Here is a 23,396-nt window from a genome sequence, read left to right as displayed (position 1 = left end):
CAATGATGGCGATAATATATAAACTTTTCGGGAACGTTACCGTTAAGAGGCCATTTTGTTACTTCTATCACGTTCAATTGTGTTACTTACAGAAAAATCATTAACCAGCGCACATTTGAATTAATTGTTAGCGCTAGAGGAAGTAGTTTGAAGGTGACAGGCTACAAGGAAGGAGTTTAGTGTTCATTTGAGAGAATAGTGCTCACTCGCTTCTCTATGCTCCTTGATGGTAACTCATCTCTATTTATTGATGAAAAGTAGCAGCTAAGGTTGAACGTAACTAAGAGCGAAGCGGATCTCGATACCTTGGTTCAAACGACATGAAAGGCAGTTAAGACCCTTAACTTTCGTGAAGAGCGTTTTGTTATTCTAGTCCAAGCTAACGAAACTCATTTTTGGACAAAAATGAGTTAGATTTCTTGCTCAAACTCACCGATCTAGGATTAGCAACACTAAACCATATTTTCTAGCAGCAAAATGTAAGACCTGACTCCATCGTGTTTTGTAGCTACGAATGCTTATATCCCACTGCCTAGTGGTGCTTAGTTAGGCAGTGAATAATCAATATGAGCTATGAAGTTTAAGTGAGCCTTGTGATTTGGTCTCTGACGATATCTAGAGCTGATTGCAATTGTGGGCGGCTTAATGGACCTGCCAGTGATATCCTCACTGCTGCCGGCACTTCATACCGACCCACAGCAAACATTTCCGCTTCTCTCACTCTGACCCCATGTTTCAACAACGATTGGTTAAAATGATACCCTGTTAACGGCTCTGGCAAAGGTAGCCAGACATTGTAGCCAGGAACGCCGATATGGATTTCGGGAAATACAGTCTTCCAGATCCGATGACGAGCACTGAGTTCCATTGCGATCTCTTCATCTACTGCCTGCATAGCTCCACTGGTTAGCCAACGACATACCAGGTCGATGATTAGAGGGCTAACATACATACAACTGGCTCGTAGCGCACGTTGCAATAAATCCTTAAAGGGTAGTGGCAAAATGATAAATCCCAGTCGTAATCCCCCTGCGAAGTACTTAGAAAAACTGCCCACGTATAAGGTAATATCTGGAGCGATAGCAACTAAGGGACTCTTTCGATCAGGCGGTGGGCAGTAGAGAACATCGTCCTCAATAATCAACACATTGTAACGACGACATATCTCTATGATTTTTAGTCTTCGGCTATCCGTTAACTGAGCTCCGGTCGGGTTCTGTATTCCCGGCGTTAGATAAAGCAGTTTTGGGCGATGCCTCTTACAGTGCAAAGCCATATCTTCTGGATCCAATCCATGTTCATCGACTTTTACTGGCACTAGCTTTCGTTCGGATTGCTGACATGCATAGATGAACTCTGGATAACACAGCCCTTCAGCAAGAATTGTATCTTTAGGGCGGCTCAGAGATTGAATAATCAACGATATCCCGTGTTGCCCTCCATGAGTCCAAACTAGACGCCGTGCATCAATATCGATATTGAATTTGGTCATCAGCCATTGTCGAAGAGTCTCGTTATGACCCTGAATGCCATCAGCGGAGTAGTAATCCAGCACGGCTGCCTGCGCAATTTCCTTGTGTGATAGCTCTTTCAACGCATTCGCCAGAAATTTCGGCTGCGATAATAGCAAAGGTCGGCAACGTGCCAGATCAATGCCTTTTTCTTCCAATACCGGATGATAAAAGTGGTTCAGTTCAGTTTCTCTGTTACGTACATAAGTACCGCTTCCTACTTTTGGTTCCGTTAAGCCCCTCCGCTCTAGCTCCCTATATGCCCTCGTCACCGTTCCAACCGTCACACCTAAGCGATAAGATAAAATACGCTGAGGAGGTAATTTCGTATCTGGTTCGAGTTCACCACTCTCTATCACCTCTGCAATCGCTTCAGCCAGTGCCATAAACTTAGGTCCGGAACGACCCGATATATCAGGGACTAACATTGTCTCTCTCCGAAGGGGTACAATTAATTCTTGTATTCAGGATAAATAAGGCCTGACGAAAATGAAATCAAAGAATTGTCACCATGACGCATTAACTGTAGGTCTCTCTCACTTCATCCCTTTATTCTTGGCTTATCAGCACTAATTTGAGAAGAAAAGAAATGACAACATTATGGGAACTCACTCCAGCGATGAGTTTATTTGCGTTTGTCACCGCCATAACACCCGGCCCAAATAATTTATTGCTCGCCAACTCTGGGGCACAATTTGGTATAAGGAAATCATGGCGACACCTAATTGGTATCCGTATTGGCGTAATAGGGTTAATTCTGCTTTGTGCGTGTGGTGTCGGTGTAGCCCTCCAGACTCATCCAAGTTGGTATCTAGCCATAAAATACATCGGTCTGGTTTACATGTTCTGGCTGATGATTAAGCTGCTATGTACCAACCCTTTCTCGGGCGAACCCACTAAAAGCAAACCAATCAACGTAACTCAGGCTACGTTGTTTCAACTGGGTAATATGAAGGCTTGGATGGCATCACTTGCTTTGGTCACAAGTTATAGTCTCCCTTCTAACTATTGGTTCTCTGTTACATTGATTACTTTCGTGTTTACGACATTCGGACTGTTTGCAAATATTACTTGGGTCTGGATTGGTAAAAAAATTCGTATTTATCTCAATACCGTATTAAGACAGCGCATGTTCAACATCAGCCTAGCGACGATCACATTCATATCATTGTTACCAGTTTTGGGGCACTCTGCCTGAATGGCAAAGATTAGAATTTTGTATGCCTAAAAGTGTAGATTATCTAAATTCGGATTTTGAATTGTAACGCACTTCGGGGCACTTCTGTGCTACGAAGTGCCAACTGTAAAGGTTCTGTACAGAAATCATTTACGGGAATTTGAATATTAACAAGCAATGAATTTATTAAAAGCATGGAAAGTAGATCGTGTTTGATAACACAGCTCAAAGTCCACTAGAGCTCTAGTTCAACAACATTGCTTAAGTGTGTCTATACACAAATGCAACTCGAAACTAACCAAACTCGCAAACATTGTGACACAGGCATATCAGAGGTTTTGCCAGTGCCCTTTTCCCAGAGGTGATTACTTAGCTAGCTACTGTTCCACAAACGTTTGCCAATAACACATATCTGCCCCCCCAAATTTCATCATTAAAGTCATAAAGTGGATTGTGAAGTGCCGCTCTACCGCATTAATCGACGCCATTAACAACTATGTTATAGCAGCTTTTTACCTCACGTTGCATTAAGGGGACCTCTTCACTATCAACGGACAACGCATATAGAGTACATACATCTTAATTGAAGTACCCCCAACCCAAAGTATTATGATTTAAAACTAATACCAAAATTTAACTCCAGTTTTGGTATTCCACACTTTTCGTGTCGTATATTTGAGCGCCAATACTAAAAGCAACGCTGGATTTAGTACATGTACTCAAAATGTGCATAAACTTTTGTTGTATTCCTGTACCTACTCAACAACATTATTGCCACCTTTAGCTGTCGCCAATGCTACCTTCTAGTTAAGTTCAGGAGAGTTGTTTCCACGTCTTTCAGTTATAATATGTTTCAATGATTCTAAAAGCCTGTCAAAACAGGTCAATAACTGAAAACCATGTTCGAAGATTAGGGCGACTTCTGTTAAGCCTTGTGCTTAAGCTAATTAAAACAAAGTTGAATTCTGGAGTTTGAGGTGATAATGGAACAAATATCAACCTAAACCTAAACCTAAACCTAAACCTAAACCCAAAAACTTTACGACAGAACATTAATTTTAGAAAGTTCTATAACACGATCTGCTCGTTCGATAGTTTGCTTTCGATGTGCTATTACGACCTTAGTAACTCCAAGTTGAGCTAAGTTATTATTGACCGAAATTTCATTGTTTTCATCTAAATGACTTGAGGATTCATCTAAACATAATAACTTTGGTGATTTATACAATGCTCTGGCTAAAAACAAACGTTGCAACTGCCCGCCGGAAAACGCGCTCCCCATGTCCCCTACTAAAGAGTGATATCCCATTGGCATTAAGTCTATATCATCCGAAATACAAGCCATTTTGCAGCAATCGAGCATCTTTTTTTCATCAAGGCTAGAATCAAACATCGTAATATTTTCTGCAATCGTACCGGATAACAAGCTATCATTTTGCATCACAGAACCAATACAGGATCGATACTCACTCAAGTTAAAAGCAGTGATATCAATGCCATCAAGAAAGATCTTCCCTTGAGTAGGCTTTAGTAACCCTAATAAAAGCTTCATCAAGGTGGTTTTGCCACATCCAGAAGGCCCTGTAATTGCGATACATTCACCAGGTTTTACATCGAAAGACACTGACTTTAAAACCCACTCTGTATTATCTGCATAGCGAAAGGCAAGGTTTTCCACTGTCAAGTGCCCTTGAATTTGTGTAGGTAAGACAGCTTTTGCATCGGTACTTTCTCGATTTTCTAGTGCTATATCGGAGAGCCGTTCAAGATGGAGCCCAAGTAATTTAAAGGAGATTACGTTATCAATGAATGCGAACATACTTGAAGTAAACTGTCCTTTGTAAGCAATAAATGCTAGAAGCATTCCAACTGTCAACTCGTTCTCCATTGTTGCTAATGCACCAAAGTACACAACCAATATTGATTCAAGTCCAGATAGTAGGTTGACCAACACTCCTTCAGAGATACGTAGCTTACCCAATCGAATGTCAGTATTGATAACTTCCGCGTATCGGTTGAGCCAATTGTTTTGCCTCACCGACTCATGGCTAAATAATTTTATAGTTTGAATCGCCCTAATAGACTCAAGAAAATTAGAATCTTCCTTCGCACTAGCAACAATCGACTCTTCTGTAACTTGACGGCAAGGATAGTAAAAAAAAACCTGAATAATAAACGATGTAAATACAAACCCTAAAACTAAGGTCGCTAACATAGGGTGATATAAATACATCATGATAATAACGACTATAGCCATGACACCATCAATAAATGTCTCGACTAAACCTGTCGTAAACAACTCTCGAATAGAATTGAGGGAACTAAAGCGTGAAACAACATCGCCGACATGACGTTTTTCAAAATATAACAAAGGTAAACGTATCATATGCTGAAATAGATTTGCACCCATTTGAATGTTAAGGGCACTACTGAGGCGAATTACAATCCAGCTCCGAAACGCACTGATTAGAATTTGGACTAGATTGAGTAATGCAAACCCAGAAGCAAGTACAAATAGCAGAGGTTTATCGTTACTGAGTAAAACATTATCTATCACCCATTGCATGTAATAGGGGGAAATCAATGCCGAAAATTGTAATAGCAATGAAAGTATCAATAACGTACCTAAAGTTCGTTTAAGGCCTGTCACCTTTTCCCACAACTGATTGATACGAATTGTTTTACTAGTATCATTTTTCTCAAACTTGGCGGTAGGAGTGAGTTCCAACGCTATACCCGTAAATGATTGACTAAACTGTGCGAGAGTGAGTTTACGTCGACCAAAAGCAGGGTCATTGATATAAACGTGCCTTGACGAGACTTTCGTAAGTACTACAAAATGATCAAGATTCCAATGTAGAACACATGGTAATGCAAGGTGTGAGATATCTTCGGCTTCACATTTGACTCCGCGGCCCGCGAGATGTAGTTGATCTGCTATGTGAATTACTTGCTTGAGATTCATTCCTTGTAATCCAAGCTTCATGTGACTACGCAGAGAGCTAACGTTTACTTTATGACCGTAGAACGATGAAATCATGGCCAAGCATGCTAAACCACACTCTGATACCTCTGACTGTAATATGATAGGTACACGCTTAAGACCTGAGAAAGAAAGTAGATCTAGGGATTGAGTTGTGATCTTGTCAGATATATTTGAGACTTCCATTAACCTAATTGCCCTTTAAGCGCGTAAATGGGGTCTAGGAGCCATTCTAGCAATGTTCTCTTCTCTAGTATAATGTCTGCATCAGCTATCATACCTACCTTAAGTGGAAATTCTTTTCCATAGGCGGTAACTGACTGCTGATTTATCTTTGCTCTAACACGGTACACTGCTTCATTAATTTTAACCGGTAGCACTTTGTCTGTTGGCAAGATCAATGCTTTATCCATATTCACAACCGCCCCCGTTATCAAACCAAATTTTTGGTAAGGAAAAGCATCAAATCGAACTTGTACTATATCTCCATTCTGAACAAAACCTGCAGAACGTGTCGGAAGTAGTAATTCAATTTCCAACGATGAATTCTCAGGAATGATGCTAAGAATGGGAGATTGGTTATTTATACGCATGCCTAACGATGGATGAATTGCAGTTACCACTCCTGATTCTGGTGCCATTTTTACAAATTCATATTGGTTTTCTAACTCGTATTGCCTTGTCTCCAATTCGGAAATTTGTCTTTCTAATAGAGCTTTCTTTATTAACATCTTTTCTGGCAAGCTTTCTAATTCAGACTCCAATTTAGATAAATCAACCATAGTTATTGCTATTTCTCTCTCAAAACGATCATTCGTTTCCTTAGTTTCGAGATATTCTTCTTGAAACATAGAAAGCTGTGTATCAGAAATATACCTTTTTTTAAATAGTTTTAAGTTTTTTAAGTATTGTTCTTCTTTAATAGTCAGGCGTCTTTTATTCGTGGCTCTTGCTTTTTTCACAGAAGACAAACTCTGATTTAATTGTACAATCTGTCGCTCAATCCGTAACCGTTCATTTCCAAGAATTTTCTCTCTTGTCTTAAGCTCTACCCGAAGTGTTGATATCTGCTTACCAATTTCTTTACTCAATGCATCAGATAGTTCCATACCAGTTGCTAAACTTTGACTATTTCTGACCTTGATTAATGGTTGCCCAGCGGTAACGTATTCGGCCTCTTGAACATATAGTTCATCTACAACACCTTCTCTATCCGAGAACACTTTAACTAACCCTTTCTCTGGAATTAAGTACCCTTTAACTTTCTCTTTACGTGAGTACTCAGAATGTGTGAGAAACATTACGACCAAAATAAATATCAAGAATATCATTAAAGAAGAAGTATAAATTGATATAGGCTGAACAATTATTATATTCCCAGTAATTCTGGTTCGCTTAGATTTAACAACCTCATCCCTAAACAGCATTGATTCCATTCCAAAATTATAGAATTTAGATATATCTATAGTATGCCCTAATCATATAAATGGAATAGTGAATAATTCACAAAACATGTGCCAAATGTCACACATCATGAATTTATGTAATAATTATGTTGAAATCATTCACTTTGAGAGCGTATAAGTCATACAGCAGCGCAATATTTCATTAACAAAACTAGTTTTATTGTGTTGTTTGCAAAAGCACCGGCTTTTTAAGGTCACGCTAATATAAGTTAAATTGACAAGGATATAAATAATGAAGAAAGTGACTTGCTCTAAAGTTCAAACTTTAAGTGAAGAAGATTTAAATCAAGTTGTAGGCGGCTTTGACCCCAGAAATCCAAATGATTATACAAATGCAATAAATGAGATTGTAGGTAGTGCGTTAGGCGGTGGTCAGTATGGTGGTTCTGGTACAAATGCAGCAAACATTAAGAAAGGTAACGATATGGGTCAAAGCACTCCAATTAAAACCGGAGGCTGTAATACCCGAGCCAGTGGCAGAGGTCGAGGTTCAAGTAGCAGTTCGAGTAGCGGTTCTGGCCTAAATGTAATTCGCGTTTTCGCTGCTAAAGCATCTTAGAAACTTAAAACTAATAGCCAAACTTAAATATAACTGTACCATAACTTTCCATATTTTTACCAAATAAGGTTGTTTTTGTTAATTATTTAGTTGATTTAGTTCTTTATATGAAAATGTTTCTCATTTCAAAAGTTACAAATCAAGTTTGGCTTATTCTATAGATTTTTAGGCTTTGGCTTATACTGTTTGGTATTGAGACTAAAAAATTTTTTGGTTGACTGTACGGATTAATTATTAGTTAACAAATAGCTAATTAGATTTATCTGCGTCAAAGTAATTAAACTTTAATAACTTTTAATATGAAAAAAAAATCACTCTTCTTTTTGGGATTTTTTGCGTTATTGTTCTTCTTGTCGTGGTTATTGTTTTCTAACGCAAATACTTCTAGAGAGAATGAACTAGTAGTGCATAAATGTAGTAAAAATGATACATTAACCACCACTTTAAAGTTTTTCGTCGAGCGCTCAATTGATATGAGTGAAGACGAGATTTTACTCCAGATTTCCGAATTAGTGGCCACCTCCAATCAAGTTTTGCAACGTTCATGTATACCTATTGAACGTCTCTTGACTAGTGTTACTTTTGTTGATAATGCTTTCACTCCGCACAGTGCGAAAGAATTTTCACTTTTATACGATCGCCTGATAAACAATTTGTCTGACCAAGAAAAGCAAGAGCATCTAGGGTCATTAACTGACTTTATAGTTGTTGTCGTTAAGACTCTACCATCAGAATATAAAGGTTACACTTATCCTGGAGACGTTGCTCGAATGGCTGCTATTACACTAAATGGTAACCAATATGTTCTTGAACATGAACTAGGCCACCTTGCAATGGCAGGTCATGAGAAAGGCGGACTCCAATGGTTTCAGTCAGCACAATCCCAAGCGCACGCTTACCATTGCGGACCTTACCGTACAGTAATGAATGAGAACCTAAAAGATGGTTTTGTGATTGGTTTGTATTCGAACCCTGATATTAGTATTGGTGGTCAGCAATGTGGAGTGCAAAACGAAGCTAACAATAGTGAGGTGCTCAGGCAATGGGTTACTTTTACTCAAGAGAAGCAAAAATTGCTAGAGAAAGTACGAGGATAATTAATTGGTCGACTTATTTAAACGAGCGGTCTGCACGTTCGATAAATTTATAGATGAAGAGAACTATGATCTAATCAATGAGATTATCTGCAAAGAAAACATAAGAACGAGAGAACTTTCTAGCTTAAATATGTATGAAGTGCCAAATTCGTGTCATTTTATCTGGCTTGGTAACCTTAACCTAAATAGCTTGGATTACTTAAATATCTGGCAAAAAAAAACTTCATCTTTGACACTTTGGATAGACAGTCAAACACAATACTCTTCTTTGAGAAATGAATTATTGAACTTAATTTGCAATAAAAATGGCTGTAATCTTATAAAATCACAAAATATTTTATATCAATTTGCAACAAAAAATGGGATTTCAAGCTTAGATAAAACATTAGAGTCATACTCTCAAATTTATTTCCCAGAATTAGTATTCAAACTTCAATTAGAGAAAGATAAATATAGTCATAATTTATCAATTTTGGAAAGTAAGTTTGAAGTCAAAGATATACGTGGAGATTTTGAAGCTATTTTTTTTGATGATGATTTCAAAAAGTTCTACTTGTATGAAACGATCTTAAGGGGTAATTTCGCAGCTGCAAGCGATATATTAAGAATATTGATCCTTAAGTTGTATGGTGGTGTTTATATTGATGTGGATACACTTCCTAAATTGGAATACAACTCCACATTACTTCAACATACAAGCCAACTGACCCCTTCTCTTTTAAATTTAGTTGATGTTGTACTTAGTCACACCGCCGCATCTCAGTTGCTAGGTAGCAATCCTAAGAATGAACCTGAGTTAGATGGTTGTATTGAGCTGCTCAATGCGCATCACCCGAAGGTCTTATCTGAGTTAGAACAAGTCATCTCTAAGGGGCTGCATTTTTCAATGTTTAAATATCCTGTTGTACACCGGCACCTTTTATCGATATCAGCTTCTAAGAACAGTTTGGGTGAATTTAATAATAATCTCATAGCTGCTCATCCAAACTCAAAAGCGCTGGGGATAGTATTAAGAGAAATGAAAAAACGCTATCGACACTGTGAAACTCACGGCTACATATTTGAGGCGTTATCTAATACTAGGATGAATGACGATGATTATTACCGAAGACTCCAGCACTATCGTTATGATGGACTTAAAAAAGGAGTTGATGAAGAAGTAACCCTTATACTAACTGGACCATCACTATTGTTAGAAGTCATGATTGGATGTGCTTATCAATTGTGCAAACTAGACAACGAAGCAAGCCCCAGTGCTATCTCCTATGCTTTTAAACTTAGACAGTTTGGTCTTTCTTATTCAGAGCAAACTATGTTCACCCTCAAACACATAAACTCTTCTTGGATGAATAAATGAGATTATTACTAATTTTGATATTTAGCTTCTCCAGTTATACGTATGCTAACGAAAAGTCCATTTTAGGCAGTTGGAAATGCATCAAAGACGGACCCGCCGCAGCCACTATTGATAAGACCATCTACAGTCAAGAATCCTTTCAAAGTGATATATTCACACTACTATTAAAAGTCCCCGGTGGAGAGGTTTTACGATACAAGACAGCAGTAAAAGGGCAATGGAAATTGTTAGATAATACTGTGCATCACCAAATCCAAGAGATCCAAATTACAGCGCTCAATGAACTAGCATCTTCTTATGTCAAAGTACTTAGAAAAAAGGCAGATAATATCACTGGATACAGCTCAAAAATTCACAGTGTTGGTCCTCGCTTTATGAGTTTTTGGGTCTCCTCACAAAGTCTTAGCTACTGTTTTAAAATATAATGTGCTTTATTGCGTGGTTTAGTTTCAAAGCCAAGCGAATTTTTTGCGAAATTCAACTTGAGATTGAACACTAACAAAATTGTCTGCATTTTAAACGATATACTGAGTTTCGAGTATGCCTATTCCTGTTAGTTTGTTGAGTTATTTTATCATGGCGTATGTCTCCGAAAATTTCGAAGCGTTAGTGAAGCGCATATGTAGGAGAGGAATAAAGTTTCATACTACTTCCTACTACAAAGTCTGACTCACGCTACAACTGAGTGATAAAGTATCAAACTGGTTGTCTTGAGCATCCACAGATTGAGCGGTCCCATTCAAACACGTTTCTGGACATTTTTGAGTTAGTGATTTTGCTAAATTAGCGAAATACTGATTAGTTTATGTATGGATGGGCTTCAAATGCGTGGCCAAACTCCTTTGGCCACTACAAACGGTAGGATTAGTATCCCATTAACCAACCAAGGTGTGTTAGCTCCAAGAATGGTAAGAATGCTGAAAATTGGCTAGGACATTCGTGACGTGCACCACCCAGTGGACGTTAATGATATTACCCCTATGAAGATGCCCCTGCGCTATGTGACGAAGTATTGGCAGTGATTACCAAGCTTCCTCAAAAAGTAAACGGCTATTTACTTTCATTGATTACCAGTTCGCTAGTGGCCATCTTCACTAAACCTTTAATCGCAAGTCTCGGGTGGAAGAACATAAGTTTTGCTTGAGAACTTCAATGCAAGCTCCCGTTCAGATACACATTCAATATAGCCTTTCTCATTAAGCTCTTGTTTTGTTGATACATTCGTATGCCAACCATATGCAAAGGAAGCCAAGAATAAGCAGCTTAGAACTAGCACAACCGCTTTAGGTAACCATCTTAAGCATCGGCCAGTAGTGAATACTATCAATGACAATAACGATGCAGTGATCATTGCGTAGCTAAGAGCCAGTAATGACGCGTCATTTAGTGGGCTGTATATTTCGACCACATTTGGGAGACTTTCTGAGTCGTAAAGGCCATTGGTAGAGAACGGGACTATGAGCAATGATGATGCTATGCATGCCGCCAAAAATAGTCCAGAGCGAAAACGATTAATTTTCATCAATCAACCTCTCAATTTCTTTTTTCATTGGTTCGGTGAACTTGTATTGGTCATCAATAGCCGAAACAACTTTACCAATACCGAAAGCAGTAAGCACAAAGAAACCCAACAATAACGCTGTTGGTGGCGCTGCAAACGCTGCGGTAACTCCAACTCTAAGCCCTATCGTTATGCCTTGAGCAATCACACCAGCAACCACACCTTTTGATACATCCGATGTAAACTGTCCTACTACCTCACCTAGCGTTTTTTCATCGTGCAATATGTAATCAACTGCATTAACCGCACCAATGAACACAAGTTCTACATAGATATTGCTGCTCAAGAAACTGACATTGCCTCGAACGGTGTTTAGGTCGTGGCCAATTTTAAGCATTTTAGACGTTGCTTCCTGCCAACGGACACCTAAATCTAAATATCGAGGCTTGTAGTTCTCAACCACAATGTTCATTACACCATTGATATTGACGGCTTTGGCGGTTGCCCCAAATCCACCGAGAGCTTTGGCCACGTCATAAGCGTCTTTAAGTCCCTTGCTAACGCCAGTGTAGTCCTTACCTATAGTGAGCTGTCCGTGCGTGTCTTTAATGAGCAAATCCAAATACTCGTTGGCTTCTTCAACGGTTAGTACGGCAATACTGACGTTCTCTTGTTGAGAGGTGTCCCATTGATATTCTTTAGCTTGCTTTTGTAAATCATCGTCCCATTCTTTTTCTGTTAAGCCATAAGCTTGTTGGGCAGCTTTGCGTTCAGCAAGAACGCGCTCTCTATTTTCAGCCCATCGTTTCTCATCGCTCGCGGTATATCTCAGCTCTTCCTGACGTTCTAGGCGTTGACGTACTGTACGTTCTCTTGTGGTTTTTTGTCTTTCTACTGGATCTACAGGAGCGGATTCATATCTCATGGGGTTTAGTTTTACTAGTAAATGAAAAAGGATAATAACAATATTTTCAGTGCTTTATCATTCCCCAACAAGATGCCTCGAGGAATTAACTGGTTAAATAGGCAAATTATCAAGTCAAACAAGCAATAGTGAAGGGGCAGTTATGTTGGTTTGTATTCTATCGGATAACTTTTTGTAGGGTAAATTTACATCAGCAAGATATGAAAGAGCATTTACTCTGAATGACTTTGGGGCAAAACCTTCTTAGAACTATTACATACACAACGTGCCCACTACGAATGTGTTCACGGGTAAAAACACCATATGTATCGCTTCAACTAAACAGGTACCGTACACAAAGACCACAGCCAACATCGACCAACTTCTTGGATTTGTATCCAACTTTTTGGCTCGATAAGTAAATTACCACCTTCTAAAGAAGGTGGCTTTGTGTGAGCCCCCTAAAAGGGGGCCTTTGTTTAGTCCAGCGCCAATTGCTGCTGCTCTACTCGCTCTTGCTTCTCTTGATGTCTTACATATCGGCGTATTATTTCTTCATTGATTCCAACACTATCGACAAAATAGCCTCTTTGCCAAAAGTGATTACCCCAAAGCCTGTTCTTCCTAAGGTGAGGAAACTTGCTAAATAGCTTTAAGGCTATTTTGCCTTTCAATACCCCCATCAACTTGGATATCGAAAGCTTTGGTGGGACCTTTACAACTAAATGTACGTGGTCAACTTGTACGTTTAGCTCTACGACTTCACATCCAAGTTGATTACAGTAAACATAAATACATCGATAAACTTCTTTACCTATATTGTTCTTCAAGATCCTAAATCGATACTTTGGCGTCCACACTATATGGTATTGACAACGCCAAAATACGTGGGAAGCTTGATTGTATCTACTCATGTTATTTGTCCTCTTTGACTTCTGGAAAAATCAAAGACGCATTTAGCATGAGTAGTTTTACAGGCAAAGCCGAAACGGATGATAACCACCTACTGAAGTAGGTGGTTTAGGGCTGAAAACAAAAAATTGTATCGGCGTATACTTCTATCGTCCTACCTAGCTGATTTTTTCAGAAGAAAGTTAATGGCATGCTTACTGCTTATTTCCGTAATAACTAGTATTTACTTTAGGTATTTGTGTGTCCTATAAAGTCCTCCCTCTTTCGGAAGTGATGTCTCATGAATTTGGATTGATAGAGGGCAACTTCCATAATATTTCGAAAGCAGATATCGCCTCTGCTATTCCTTCACATCTTACTTTTGAACAGCTAAAACAGCATCTCTACGAAGGCAATCTCGCACTCGTGAGTGATACGCCTCAAACTCCCGCTCTGCTTAGTTACAACGACCCAATAGGTCCTAAAACTTGGCGGCTGAATTCTGAGGTTATCTCTGAGCTTTCGGATGATGCGGCTAATAATTTGTTAGCAATAACGAAAACCACCAGAGCAACGGGAGATTACCGCTCTTGTATCGGGGAAACCTCGACGCCCGAACGAGTTTACACGCCGCCGCCAATCACAACCGCAAGTGAAGAGGAACTAATCAAGGAGTTTGAGTACAGCTTCGAAGTCGGATGCTCGGATACCACCATAAAGAAAATGGTGCACAGTGACTTTGCTTTAGCGAAAACTGAAAAAGAGAACGCGGTGACCCGTTGGGAGCAAGCCAATACCGAGCAAGGCACCCGCTACACAGCGTTATGTGTGTTTGATGAGCCAAAGCGTTTAAATATCCACATCGCTGATGACAATCTCGGACTGACACCATTGGAAGCCGTCACATTACAAAAAGCCGGCAGCCATAAAGCTGAGGAAGGTTTTATACCTGTTGTCCCTGCAGTGCGATTGGGTGAACGTTTAGGTTTGCCTACAGAAGGCTATTACTACCACTTTAATGATGGCGAACTTGTCCAAGAATACAAAATTCTTGGGGAAGAAAAGTGGGCGTTTTACGCTACGCAATCGACACAAGACAAGCTCAATGACGAGCGTGGTTTTACTAAAGACCAAAGCGCTATTTTGGTGTATTGGAAATTAGCCGATCAAATCATCGAAAATCAATACATCATTTATCTTGAGCGACAAATCACGCGTGAAGAGCTCGATAATCTCAGTGAAGATTGGCTGTGTGAAAACGGGATAAAGTTGGATATCCCCGCATTGTTTGATACGGTCAAACAGCCGGAAGAAGCGCGCTCAGAAGTTAACAACGATGAGACGCAAGCGGAACAAACCGCAGCGACGCACACCGTAACAGCAGGGGAAGACTGGCAAAGCATCGCTGAACTATATGGTATGGGAGCTAAAGCCTTGCTCTTGCTTAACCCAGTGTTTGAGGCCGACCCTCTGTCACTCGCGGTCGGTGATGAAATTACTGTTGCTGAGAAACAGCAACAACAAGCACCGGACAAAAAGAATACCTTTCCGCCGCTGCGCCCACAAACTTACAACCACATCCGCAACAGTCATTATCAGCACAGTGATCCATTGCTCGGGTTGACCAAATATAGAGCCATTAACACTGCCGATTGCATAGAAGGCGATGTGGTAATCCTCAATTTAAAAGACGCCACAAGCTTGCTCGTGTTCGCTAAATCCTGCACCAGACCAGAGGGATGTATTGAAATTGGCGACCAACAAGAGTCAATAAGTAACTTTGGTCCTTGGTCATTCTTCTTTGCACAAGCCAATGCAAACCCAGCTGCTGTCATACCCGCCATTCAAGCGACACAAGCACAAATGGCTATGGGCAGTTCCGCAGCTGTCGCCGGTTCCCCAGAGCAAATGCAGCAAACTCAAACCGCAGCGATGCAGTTAGATAAACTGGCCGGCACATTGAAAGACAAAATCGTCGAGGGCTACCGCTGGCAGGTCGAGGGCATTGGCGCTTTGTTTGCCATGCAGCAAAGCTTGTTTGGTGATAACACCCAATACACAGACCAAGATTTACGCCAAGTGACCACAGCGCAAAGCCGTGTTCGTGTCCACATTACCGAGCCCCAAGATGGCGAGTTTTATCCGCACGTACAGGGCTATCATGTAGATGACACACGAATCCCCATCAAATATGTGAAACAGGGGAACAATGGTCAGTTGTTCGTTGCGATTGAAGAGAACGGACCAACCATCTATTGGACACCAGAAGAAAACGGTGAAGCAAGTTGGCAAACTACCCCCGATCATAGTGATGGGTTTGAAAAAGACGATATACTGGTCACGCCAATCCACTCGGGTAGCGATGCGAACGTCACCGTTACGCCTGCGCCAGAAGAAAAAGACTGGCGTGATGCGATTTTAGTGTTCCCTGAAAGCTCAGGTATTGCTCCGCTCTATGTGGTTTACAACAAACCGAATAGCGATATTAAGTACATTCCAGCCCCTAAGGGGAGCCCACCATTACCCGTTTTCCCTGATGCAATTAAAGCAAAGAAAAAAACGTCAGTACAAGGTGGAGGGAAACTAAGAGAACGGTGGAAAGATAAAAAAGGACGAATCTACGAGTGGGATTCTCAGCATGGAAAAGTCGAAATTTATACGAAAAATGGTAAACATATCGGCGAGTTTGATCACATATCGGGAGAGCAAACAAAAGAAGCAGACCCGGCTAGAAAGGTAGAGAAATAATGAAAATTGTTATTGAAAAGTTCGACAAACAGACTGAGTTACTCGTTTCAGAGTTAGCCATTGAACAAGAACACCTCGATGGAATTGCTCAAGTATTAGGGTTAAAAGAAGATGATATTCAGTTCCTAACAAGTGGGGTTGGCGGATTTGATATTAGTGACGCGCAAGCTTTAGACATAGAGAAGTTGATTGATAAATACTTCTATGAACCAGAGTATGATTATCAGTTAGGTACTGCCGACTAAATATGAGAAAACCTCGGCTCCGATGAATCTATCACAAATAGTACAAAACAATAGGCATTTACATTTAGATCCTGACTTAACTATTTACATTGACAGTACATGGAATCCTGAATCCCATATTTTACTTTGCACAGAGCCAGAGGATGGAGGCTTACCGAAGGGGTATGACTACTTCTTAAAAGTATTTATACTGCAAGAATTACTTGAAGGTGTCCCTGAAATCACCGTCGAGCGAATCATCAAATATGCTCAAGTTAATGCTTAATATCAGCTCAAAACTCTCTTGTGACACTTTCAAAGCGGACATTTACTACTGTTGCTGAGATACATAAGGTTCAATAATATGAAGCTTGTGATTAAAGATGCCTTACAAGACTACACCGAGGCGGAATTGTATCGCTTCTTAGAAGAATTTTTCGAAGATACCGACACTAACGATTTAGATGATGAAGCTTATGACTTGCATATATCAAATCTATCCGCTCATTTTTCAGAGTTAGTATCTCACCCTGATGGTAATGCTGTGATCTTCCACCCTTCCCCAGGTAGAGATGACTCTCCTGACGGTGTTATTTTAGAAATAAAAGAGTGGTATACTAATCAAGGAAAACCTTGCTTAAAAGAGTAAAAAGCAAAAGGAGTCACGATGACGCCTTTTCTTATTCACACGATTCAATCTGTTCTAAAAACAGTTCAAAGTCCTCTTGTGTCAGAACCTTATGGCTGTTCTCGGTGAACATAACATTTTGTCCATTGCGATTGAAGATAACGGACCAACCATCAATTGGACGCCAGAAGAAAACGGTGAAGCAAGTTGGCAAACTAATCCCGATTCAAGTCAATTTATACCTGAGAACCTTAAAAAGATGATGGATGGCAAAGCTCCTCAAGCAAGGTTTAAGGGTGCCGTTGGGGGAAGACGTTCTTTCGAAATGCACCATTTTGAATAAATACAACATGGCGGTTCTGTATACGATGTAGACAACTTAAGAACCCCCCCGTAATACAACACGAGGATTAACAACGAACAGAATTAGAAGAATGGATTACTTTTAGTAAGGCAAAACCCAATTAACAGGATATGAATGAGTATTTACTCTGTCTTATAATGGGGAAAAAATAAGCTATTTTGTTACAGCCCATCAATTAAGTAATTTGGAAAATGACCGATATCCCATGGCTTTTCATTCTTTGCTTCGAAGTCATTCATGACGCTCTCGAGCAAAGTATCACATAGTTTAGCCAAAAATTGAGTAGGGTAAATAAGTTCTAGTTGACCGCCATTCTCAAGTTTATTCCAGAAAATGTAATGTACGTTTTCTTGTTCCTTCGGAAATAGAGGCAAGCCTTTAGCAGCATACTGTTGGTGTAATAGTCCATTTCTCATACCGTATAGTAAATTTGCGTAAGTGAAATGACTTAGTGTTTTTTTATGATGTTTTTTTCTCCATTGTCCGGCCATAATACCGCTATTTCAATTTTGGTCGGAGCTAAATCTAGAAAAATCATACCATCCTGGTTGCTTCTCCAATCATCGATTAAAAATGCCAAGTGTTGTGTTAGTTTGGGCAAGCCTGGTGAGATGTCCAAAAAACGATGTAGATGCATTGGGCATATTTTTTCAGCTTCGAGCCAATTGCCATGTTCTATGATTACACGAGTAAAGCGTTCTCGAGTGTCAACATTACTACCATATCGTGTAGCCCCTAATGCATCTATAAAGGATGAGTACAATACAGCCTGCATTACGGGGAGGTTGTCCGGATGTGCTTGAATCTCATGTATATCAGTTAATCGTACTTGCAGAAAGTAGCGAACTTCTGTAATACGGTCTTGAATTGCCGCTACCATAGCTACCTCTTTAATCGGCATTAGAGTGATATATAGTTGCATATTAAGTGTATTAGATTAATTGAGTCAAAAGAGAACTTTCGCAAATGTTGCAACCATGAGTTCTAACACACTTAGGGGCAGAAATGTTTCAGCCAGAACGGGCTGAAACCTTAAAGCTTTAAACACTTGGGAATATGCCAAATCTGAAAGTTGAATAATGTGGACGAAGAGCATTCCTTTAGTCCACAGTCCTGTTGCGGCAGAGAACTTATGTTACTTATTAAAATTCATAGTCAAATATTCAGCTAAACTTCTTCACTTAACCATTTCGCATACTGCTTGGTGTAGTAGCTGACAATTAAATCTGCTCCCGCTCGTTTTAGCCCAATAAAAGTTTCGTTCACCACTAACTTTTCATCTAGAGCACCAGCCAGAGCCGCAAATTTAATACTCGCATACTCTCCACCTACTTGATAAGCTGCTAACGGTAAATGAGTCTCTTGTCTTAAGCGGGAAAGCACATCTAAATAAGGTGTACCTGGTTTGACCATAAGGATATCAGCACCTTCAGCTTCATCAAGTGAAGCTTCGAGTAAAGCTTGTCGACCGTTGGCATAGTCAAGTTGATAGTCTTTCCTATCACCATTGAGTTCACAATCTACTGCCGTTCTAAATGGCCCGTAAAAGGAAGAAGCAAACTTAGCTGAATGTGCCAAAATTGCCACGTCATGATAACCGGCAGCATCAAGACCCAGACGAATCGCTTTTACTTGACCATCCATCATTGCTGAAGGGGCTAACATGTCAGCACCCGCTCGAGCTGCTGCTAAAGCTTGCTTGACCAAGTTTTCAACCGTAAGATCGTTACACACTTTACTACTCTTTATTGCTCCACAATGTCCATGATCAGTATATTCACAGAAACAAATATCTGGAATGACCATCATATCTGGCACAGCAGACTTTATTATTTTAATCATACGTGCAAGTAAACCATGATCATTCCATGTGTCGCTTCCTTGCGCATCTTTAGTATGAGATATACCAAAAGGCATCACATAGCGTATACCTAAAGCATAAAGTTCTCGGACCTCATCCGCTAAATGAGACTCTGGGATTCTGCTTATGTTAGGTAGAGTAGAAATTGGCACAGCTCGCTCTATATGTTCCTCGACAAATATAGGATGAATTAAATCACCTAGCTGCACATAATTTTCTCTTAATAAATCTCGCATAGCTTCGGAACTGCGGAGGCGTCTAAGGCGTCGTATTGGGGCCGTATTCAAAATATCATATCCTAATTTAAGTTACTCGATGAAAAGATTCGTTAGTCAGATCTTATGATTTCTCTTTAGCAACAAATCACTTTTTGATCTAAAAATGCAGTTTTTTCACTCTGCTCTTCAATACAAAATCAGTCAATAGTTATTTAAGAAATGAGGTGGCAGCCCGTAACGCAATACTTTTCTATATTTAGGATTCGTATAACTTAAGGTATGGAAAACATATGCCCTCAAAGTTTAAAAGAGTATTTGCACCAAATGATTTTGGGGCAAAAGTGTGTTTCAGTTCTTAAATGGGGAAGTGTTTTCCTCATATTCCTCAACCAATACAGCTAGCCTTTCAAGTTTACAAATTAGTCTTATATTTGCTTTATCGAAAGGCATTGAGGTTACTTACCTTGGCGAGATTTTTTAAAGTACTCAATACCGTGTTGTAAGCGAAATTCAACACTTTTACTGTTTCCCTAACGCCAGAACTATTCGTTGACATATCGACAATTTTTTCTTTTTCATCTGGCTTGCAGGCTTCGTAAACTTAATCGAGCTGAAAGCTCTTTAGACACTCGATACATCTGGAGCGAGGAAAGCCAGAATGCCCTTTTCCATGTTCACGAACGGGCTCTAGTTTTATTATAGAAACGACATTGAACTTGGATAGTAACCATGAGTTAAAAAACATCAGAAATCAGGTGGCTATATTAACATCTATCAACCGATTTGAGTTATGACCAATAAAAGGATAATTAGGTTTTTATTGCGTAAATCATCGGTAAGATGAAGTCATATAACAGGCAATATGTCAGGTGTGTAGAATTATTCTATTTTAGGGATTTTGCTCTAAGTCTAAATGAATCTTTGCATTTCAATTTCAATAAAGCTTGGTTATTGATCATGTTTCTGAGTATGCGAATTATTATCAGTTATGCATATGATTGCTCATTGTCTAGTTTGACTTGTGTAACGTCACTTCAGCACGTACTACGCTGATTGTCTGTGTTTTCGTGTTGACAGTTTGGTACTAGGTAAAAATCAACAAGACTATGATTTCAAGGAATATTTTATGTTAAAGAAACTACTAAGTTGTTGTATCACCTCCGCGCTCTGTTTTCATTCTTCTCTCGCTTTTTCGCAATCCAATGAGATTGTGTACAGTACAGAGTTACAACAAGCTCCGGACATATTACCAGCCACATTAATGCTCGCACCGGACGAGATCGCCATTGCAGATCGCTACATAGTGGTATTTCAACAACCACAAATGATGGCGAGCAACTCACCGGAACTCGAGCAATTCACGCAACAATCCGTAGACCGCATGTCTGGTTTGTATTCGATACAAGTGGAGTCGGTTTTTGACCACTCGATAAGTGGATTTGTCGCTAACTTGAGTCCTGAGCAACTAAAAGATCTGCGTTCTGATCCTCGTGTGGACTACATTGAGCAAGACAGAATCCTATCGCTTGACCCAATAGTCTCGGAAGACGCAAATCAAACCAATGCCATTTGGGGACTAGACCGAATCGACCAACGAAACTTGCCACTCGATAACAACTACAGTGCCAACTTTGATGGGACTGGGGTAACGGCTTATGTTATCGATACTGGTGTGAATAACGCGCATGTTGAGCTCGGTGGTCGCTCAGTTTCAGGGTATGACTTTGTCGATAACGATGCAGATGCAAGTGACTGTAATGGACACGGCACACACGTAGCTGGCACCATTGGCGGCAGCTTGTATGGTGTTGCAAAAAACGTCAACCTTGTCGGCGTGAGAGTATTGAGCTGTACCGGATCGGGTTCTACTTCTGGTGTTATTGCCGGTGTGGACTGGGTGGCTGCGAACGCTTCCGGACCTTCAGTCGCCAACATGAGTTTAGGCGGCGGTCAATCCGTCGCTCTGGATAGTGCGGTGCAAAGTGCGGTTCAGTCAGGTGTCAGCTTTATGCTTGCAGCAGGTAACTCCAACTCCGATGCGTGTAACTATTCTCCAGCACGCGTTGCTTCCGGAGTAACTGTCGGATCGACCACTAGCACGGATGCACGTTCGAGTTTTTCAAACTGGGGCAGTTGTGTGGACGTGTTTGCGCCAGGTTCACAAATCAAATCCGCATGGTATGACGGTGGCTACAAAACCATTAGTGGCACTTCGATGGCGACGCCACATGTGGCGGGTGTAGCAGCATTATATCTTCAAGAAAACCGTTCACTGTCTCCAAGCCAAGTAGAGGCCTTGATCGTTAGCCGCGCAACTAGCGGAAAAGTGACGGACACAAGAGGCAGCGTGAACAAGCTACTTTATAGCTTAACGGATGCAGATTGTGGCCAAGACTGTGGTGGCCCAGATCCAACACCGGACCCAGAAGGCAAATTAACCTCGGGCGTGCCAGTAAGTGGTTTAAGTGGTTCAACTGGTCAAGTAGCGTATTACTATGTTGATGTAGAAGCTGGGCAGCGCTTAACCGTACAAATGTATGGTGGCAGTGGCGATGCGGATTTGTATCTCCGTTTTGGAGCAAAACCAGCACTGAATGCATGGGACTGCCGACCTTTCAAATACGGTAACAATGAAACATGTACGGTCAGTGCGACGCAAAGTGGAAGTTATCACGTCATGATTCAAGGTTACTCAAACTATAGCGGTGTCAGCATTCAAGCGAGCTACTAGTTATTCTTCTCTTTACTAAAAGAGAACAAAGCCCGCTTTTCGGTGGGCTTTTCTTTTGGGAATACGGTGCTTTAGGGAATGCAGTGTTTAAGAGGAGACGCTATTCAAACGTATTGGCCTTTTGCTTCAAAAACTCAACTCGAAGCGGCATCGAAGCTTTCTATTAGTTAGTAGTACTCGCATAAGTCGGGTTCCTCAAACAAAAAAGCCCTTTACATAAGTAAAAGGCATTTTTAATTTAGTTTTTGATTAACGAGCTATAATACCAACCCACCGTCAATCTTGAGCACTTGGCCTGTGATGTAGGCGCTCTTGTCTGAGGTTAGGAAAGAGACGCCATTGGCAATATCTTGCACTGAGCCCATGCGCCCTAAAGGGGTTTTGCCTTCCATCATTTGAATGACTTTCTCTGGCAGGTTCTTGGTCATATCGGTGGCGATAAAGCCTGGCGCGACACAGTTGACGCGTATCTGTGCACCCTTTCTTGAAAGTTCTTTCGCCCAGCCTTTGCTCATTGAGATGACGCCGCCTTTACTTGCGCCGTAGTTGCTCTGGCCGATATTACCATCCGTTCCCACTATAGAAGAAATGCTAACAATACTGCCTGTGCCCTGCTCTAGCATGACAGGAGCAACACGTTGGGTGAGTAAGAACACCGCTTTTAGGTTCACGTCGATCACGCTGTCCCAGTCTTGCTCTAACATATCTGGCAACAATGCATCTCGAGTGATGCCCGCGTTGTTAACCAGAGCATCGATTCTTCCGTGCTGCTCTACAACACTTTCTACTACTTCACTGACGGCTTCGGCATCACACAAGTTGACTTGATAACTGCTTAGCTGCGCCGACTGATTCCATTCCACGGGAGATATGTCTAGCCCGATTACGTGGAATCCATCCTCCAGTAATTGCTCACAAATCGCTTGGCCAATACCACGAGCCGCACCAGTGACTACTGCTACTTTTTCCGGTTTCATCTTGGTCTTCCTTAAATGTTGAGATTACAAATTAGCTTGTATCCCTAGCGTTTTTTGTTTTTATGCCTAGTCGCGTTACAGCTGCGCTTCTCATACGCAGGGTCTTTTATATCTTATAAAAACTATAGAAACAGTCTGGGAGTCGGATGTGAACTAATCAAGGCAACTTGATGACTATGGCAAGATCAACGTAAGAAAG

General features: G+C 40.6%; 19 protein-coding genes and 1 pseudogene. 10 read left to right on the top strand and 10 right to left on the bottom strand.

The annotated features are described in order from the left end of the window. Positions 1-580 precede the first annotated feature (580 nt). Positions 581-1,939: a PLP-dependent aminotransferase family protein gene (locus UQW94_RS07455; RefSeq protein WP_225474197.1), complete on the bottom strand. Its 1,359-nt coding sequence runs from the start codon at positions 1,937-1,939 to the stop codon at positions 581-583. A gap of 161 nt (positions 1,940-2,100) precedes the next feature. On the opposite strand from UQW94_RS07455, the gene UQW94_RS07450 reads away from it, so the two are divergent. Beyond that, on the top strand, positions 2,101-2,709 hold the full coding sequence (locus UQW94_RS07450; RefSeq protein WP_225474198.1) for a LysE family translocator: 609 nt from the start codon (positions 2,101-2,103) through the stop codon (positions 2,707-2,709). 1,018 nt (positions 2,710-3,727) lie between these two features. Here UQW94_RS07450 and UQW94_RS07445 read toward each other — a convergent pair. Next, on the bottom strand, positions 3,728-5,857 hold the full coding sequence (locus UQW94_RS07445; protein ID WP_225474199.1) for a peptidase domain-containing ABC transporter: 2,130 nt from the start codon (positions 5,855-5,857) through the stop codon (positions 3,728-3,730). Beyond that, positions 5,857-7,107, bottom strand: a complete 1,251-nt coding sequence (locus UQW94_RS07440) for an HlyD family efflux transporter periplasmic adaptor subunit (protein WP_262634369.1) — start codon at positions 7,105-7,107, stop codon at positions 5,857-5,859. The genes UQW94_RS07445 and UQW94_RS07440 overlap by 1 nt, the downstream gene beginning before the upstream one ends. Before the next feature lie 262 nt (positions 7,108-7,369). Here UQW94_RS07440 and UQW94_RS07435 point away from each other — a divergent pair, with 262 nt between their 5' ends. The 4 genes from UQW94_RS07435 to UQW94_RS07420 all read left to right on the top strand — a co-directional run bounded on the left by UQW94_RS07435 (position 7,370) and on the right by UQW94_RS07420 (position 10,575). Continuing rightward, entirely contained in the window at positions 7,370-7,696 is a 327-nt protein-coding gene (locus tag UQW94_RS07435; protein ID WP_171346316.1) for a hypothetical protein, read from the top strand. A gap of 299 nt (positions 7,697-7,995) precedes the next feature. Further along, on the top strand, positions 7,996-8,793 hold the full coding sequence (locus tag UQW94_RS07430; protein ID WP_171346317.1) for a hypothetical protein: 798 nt from the start codon (positions 7,996-7,998) through the stop codon (positions 8,791-8,793). Between the two features lie 4 nt (positions 8,794-8,797). After that, a complete protein-coding gene (locus tag UQW94_RS07425) occupies positions 8,798-10,150 on the top strand; it encodes a TcdA/TcdB catalytic glycosyltransferase domain-containing protein (RefSeq protein WP_225474201.1) in 1,353 nt (450 codons plus the stop codon). Continuing rightward, positions 10,147-10,575 (top strand): hypothetical protein, encoded by a 429-nt coding sequence (locus UQW94_RS07420; protein ID WP_225474202.1) that lies wholly within the window; start codon positions 10,147-10,149, stop codon positions 10,573-10,575. The genes UQW94_RS07425 and UQW94_RS07420 overlap by 4 nt, the downstream gene beginning before the upstream one ends. A gap of 1,086 nt (positions 10,576-11,661) precedes the next feature. Here the strand turns inward: UQW94_RS07420 and UQW94_RS07415 are convergent. Together UQW94_RS07415 and tnpA are read right to left on the bottom strand one after the other, a co-directional pair. Beyond that, complete coding sequence (locus UQW94_RS07415; protein ID WP_225474203.1) at positions 11,662-12,576, bottom strand: hypothetical protein; 915 nt, start codon at positions 12,574-12,576, stop codon at positions 11,662-11,664. A 458-nt stretch (positions 12,577-13,034) separates the two neighbouring features. Continuing rightward, the gene (tnpA, locus tag UQW94_RS07410) at positions 13,035-13,469 is read right to left on the bottom strand and encodes an IS200/IS605 family transposase (protein WP_017633711.1); all 435 of its coding nucleotides are present in this window, start codon (positions 13,467-13,469) and stop codon (positions 13,035-13,037) included. A 271-nt stretch (positions 13,470-13,740) separates the two neighbouring features. Between tnpA and UQW94_RS07405 the strand changes: the two genes are divergently transcribed. From UQW94_RS07405 to UQW94_RS07390, 4 genes are all read left to right on the top strand, one after another. After that, positions 13,741-16,194 carry an S-type pyocin domain-containing protein gene (locus UQW94_RS07405; RefSeq protein ID WP_322142185.1) on the top strand — a complete coding sequence of 818 codons (2,454 nt, stop codon included), beginning with the start codon at positions 13,741-13,743 and terminating at the stop codon, positions 16,192-16,194. Further along, the gene (locus tag UQW94_RS07400; protein WP_225473908.1) at positions 16,194-16,439 is read left to right on the top strand and encodes a hypothetical protein; all 246 of its coding nucleotides are present in this window, start codon (positions 16,194-16,196) and stop codon (positions 16,437-16,439) included. The genes UQW94_RS07405 and UQW94_RS07400 overlap by 1 nt, the downstream gene beginning before the upstream one ends. Positions 16,440-16,782: 343 nt before the next feature. Next, a complete protein-coding gene (locus UQW94_RS07395) occupies positions 16,783-17,067 on the top strand; it encodes a bacteriocin immunity protein (protein WP_322142153.1) in 285 nt (94 codons plus the stop codon). 91 nt (positions 17,068-17,158) lie between these two features. Beyond that, positions 17,159-17,389, top strand: a complete 231-nt coding sequence (locus UQW94_RS07390) for a hypothetical protein (RefSeq protein ID WP_322142152.1) — start codon at positions 17,159-17,161, stop codon at positions 17,387-17,389. Positions 17,390-17,571: 182 nt separating this feature from the next. Here the strand turns inward: UQW94_RS07390 and UQW94_RS07385 are convergent, their stop codons facing one another. The 4 genes and pseudogenes from UQW94_RS07385 to UQW94_RS07370 form a co-directional block, all read right to left on the bottom strand. Next, a complete protein-coding gene (locus UQW94_RS07385; RefSeq protein WP_262635726.1) occupies positions 17,572-17,826 on the bottom strand; it encodes a hypothetical protein in 255 nt (84 codons plus the stop codon). A 32-nt stretch (positions 17,827-17,858) separates the two neighbouring features. Beyond that, positions 17,859-18,290 (bottom strand): hypothetical protein, encoded by a 432-nt coding sequence (locus UQW94_RS07380; RefSeq protein ID WP_225473901.1) that lies wholly within the window; start codon positions 18,288-18,290, stop codon positions 17,859-17,861. A gap of 287 nt (positions 18,291-18,577) precedes the next feature. Further along, complete coding sequence (gene hemB / locus UQW94_RS07375; RefSeq protein WP_225473899.1) at positions 18,578-19,558, bottom strand: porphobilinogen synthase; 981 nt, start codon at positions 19,556-19,558, stop codon at positions 18,578-18,580. 336 nt (positions 19,559-19,894) lie between these two features. Beyond that, positions 19,895-20,220: pseudogene (locus tag UQW94_RS07370) on the bottom strand (transposase); the annotation flags it as partial. A 395-nt stretch (positions 20,221-20,615) separates the two neighbouring features. On the opposite strand from UQW94_RS07370, the gene UQW94_RS07365 reads away from it, so the two are divergent. Further along, a complete protein-coding gene (locus UQW94_RS07365) occupies positions 20,616-22,220 on the top strand; it encodes a S8 family peptidase (RefSeq protein ID WP_318122971.1) in 1,605 nt (534 codons plus the stop codon). 257 nt (positions 22,221-22,477) lie between these two features. Here the strand turns inward: UQW94_RS07365 and fabG are convergent, their stop codons facing one another. Further along, entirely contained in the window at positions 22,478-23,197 is a 720-nt protein-coding gene (gene fabG, locus UQW94_RS07360; RefSeq protein ID WP_213874331.1) for a 3-oxoacyl-ACP reductase FabG, read from the bottom strand. Between the last annotated feature and the right edge of the window lie 199 nt (positions 23,198-23,396).

Source organism: Vibrio sp. PBL-C16, from assembly GCF_034321865.1.
Taxonomy (GTDB): Bacteria; Pseudomonadota; Gammaproteobacteria; order Enterobacterales; family Vibrionaceae; genus Vibrio; species Vibrio alginolyticus.
Note: the sequence above shows the minus strand (reverse complement) of the source record. Positions and strands in the feature narration are given on the sequence as shown.

Coding starts and splice junctions, on each gene's coding strand:
- UQW94_RS07455 (WP_225474197.1), bottom strand. CDS start 1,939: ATGTTAGTCCCTGATATATCGGGTCGTTCCGGACCTAAGTTTATGGCA.
- UQW94_RS07450 (WP_225474198.1), top strand. CDS start 2,101: ATGACAACATTATGGGAACTCACTCCAGCGATGAGTTTATTTGCGTTT.
- UQW94_RS07445 (WP_225474199.1), bottom strand. CDS start 5,857: ATGGAAGTCTCAAATATATCTGACAAGATCACAACTCAATCCCTAGAT.
- UQW94_RS07440 (WP_262634369.1), bottom strand. CDS start 7,107: ATGGAATCAATGCTGTTTAGGGATGAGGTTGTTAAATCTAAGCGAACC.
- UQW94_RS07435 (WP_171346316.1), top strand. CDS start 7,370: ATGAAGAAAGTGACTTGCTCTAAAGTTCAAACTTTAAGTGAAGAAGAT.
- UQW94_RS07430 (WP_171346317.1), top strand. CDS start 7,996: ATGAAAAAAAAATCACTCTTCTTTTTGGGATTTTTTGCGTTATTGTTC.
- UQW94_RS07420 (WP_225474202.1), top strand. CDS start 10,147: ATGAGATTATTACTAATTTTGATATTTAGCTTCTCCAGTTATACGTAT.
- UQW94_RS07415 (WP_225474203.1), bottom strand. CDS start 12,576: ATGAGATATGAATCCGCTCCTGTAGATCCAGTAGAAAGACAAAAAACC.
- tnpA (WP_017633711.1), bottom strand. CDS start 13,469: ATGAGTAGATACAATCAAGCTTCCCACGTATTTTGGCGTTGTCAATAC.
- UQW94_RS07405 (WP_322142185.1), top strand. CDS start 13,741: ATGTCTCATGAATTTGGATTGATAGAGGGCAACTTCCATAATATTTCG.
- UQW94_RS07400 (WP_225473908.1), top strand. CDS start 16,194: ATGAAAATTGTTATTGAAAAGTTCGACAAACAGACTGAGTTACTCGTT.
- UQW94_RS07395 (WP_322142153.1), top strand. CDS start 16,783: ATGAAGCTTGTGATTAAAGATGCCTTACAAGACTACACCGAGGCGGAA.
- UQW94_RS07390 (WP_322142152.1), top strand. CDS start 17,159: ATGGCTGTTCTCGGTGAACATAACATTTTGTCCATTGCGATTGAAGAT.
- UQW94_RS07385 (WP_262635726.1), bottom strand. CDS start 17,826: ATGAGAAATGGACTATTACACCAACAGTATGCTGCTAAAGGCTTGCCT.
- UQW94_RS07380 (WP_225473901.1), bottom strand. CDS start 18,290: ATGGTAGCGGCAATTCAAGACCGTATTACAGAAGTTCGCTACTTTCTG.
- UQW94_RS07365 (WP_318122971.1), top strand. CDS start 20,616: ATGTTAAAGAAACTACTAAGTTGTTGTATCACCTCCGCGCTCTGTTTT.
- fabG (WP_213874331.1), bottom strand. CDS start 23,197: ATGAAACCGGAAAAAGTAGCAGTAGTCACTGGTGCGGCTCGTGGTATT.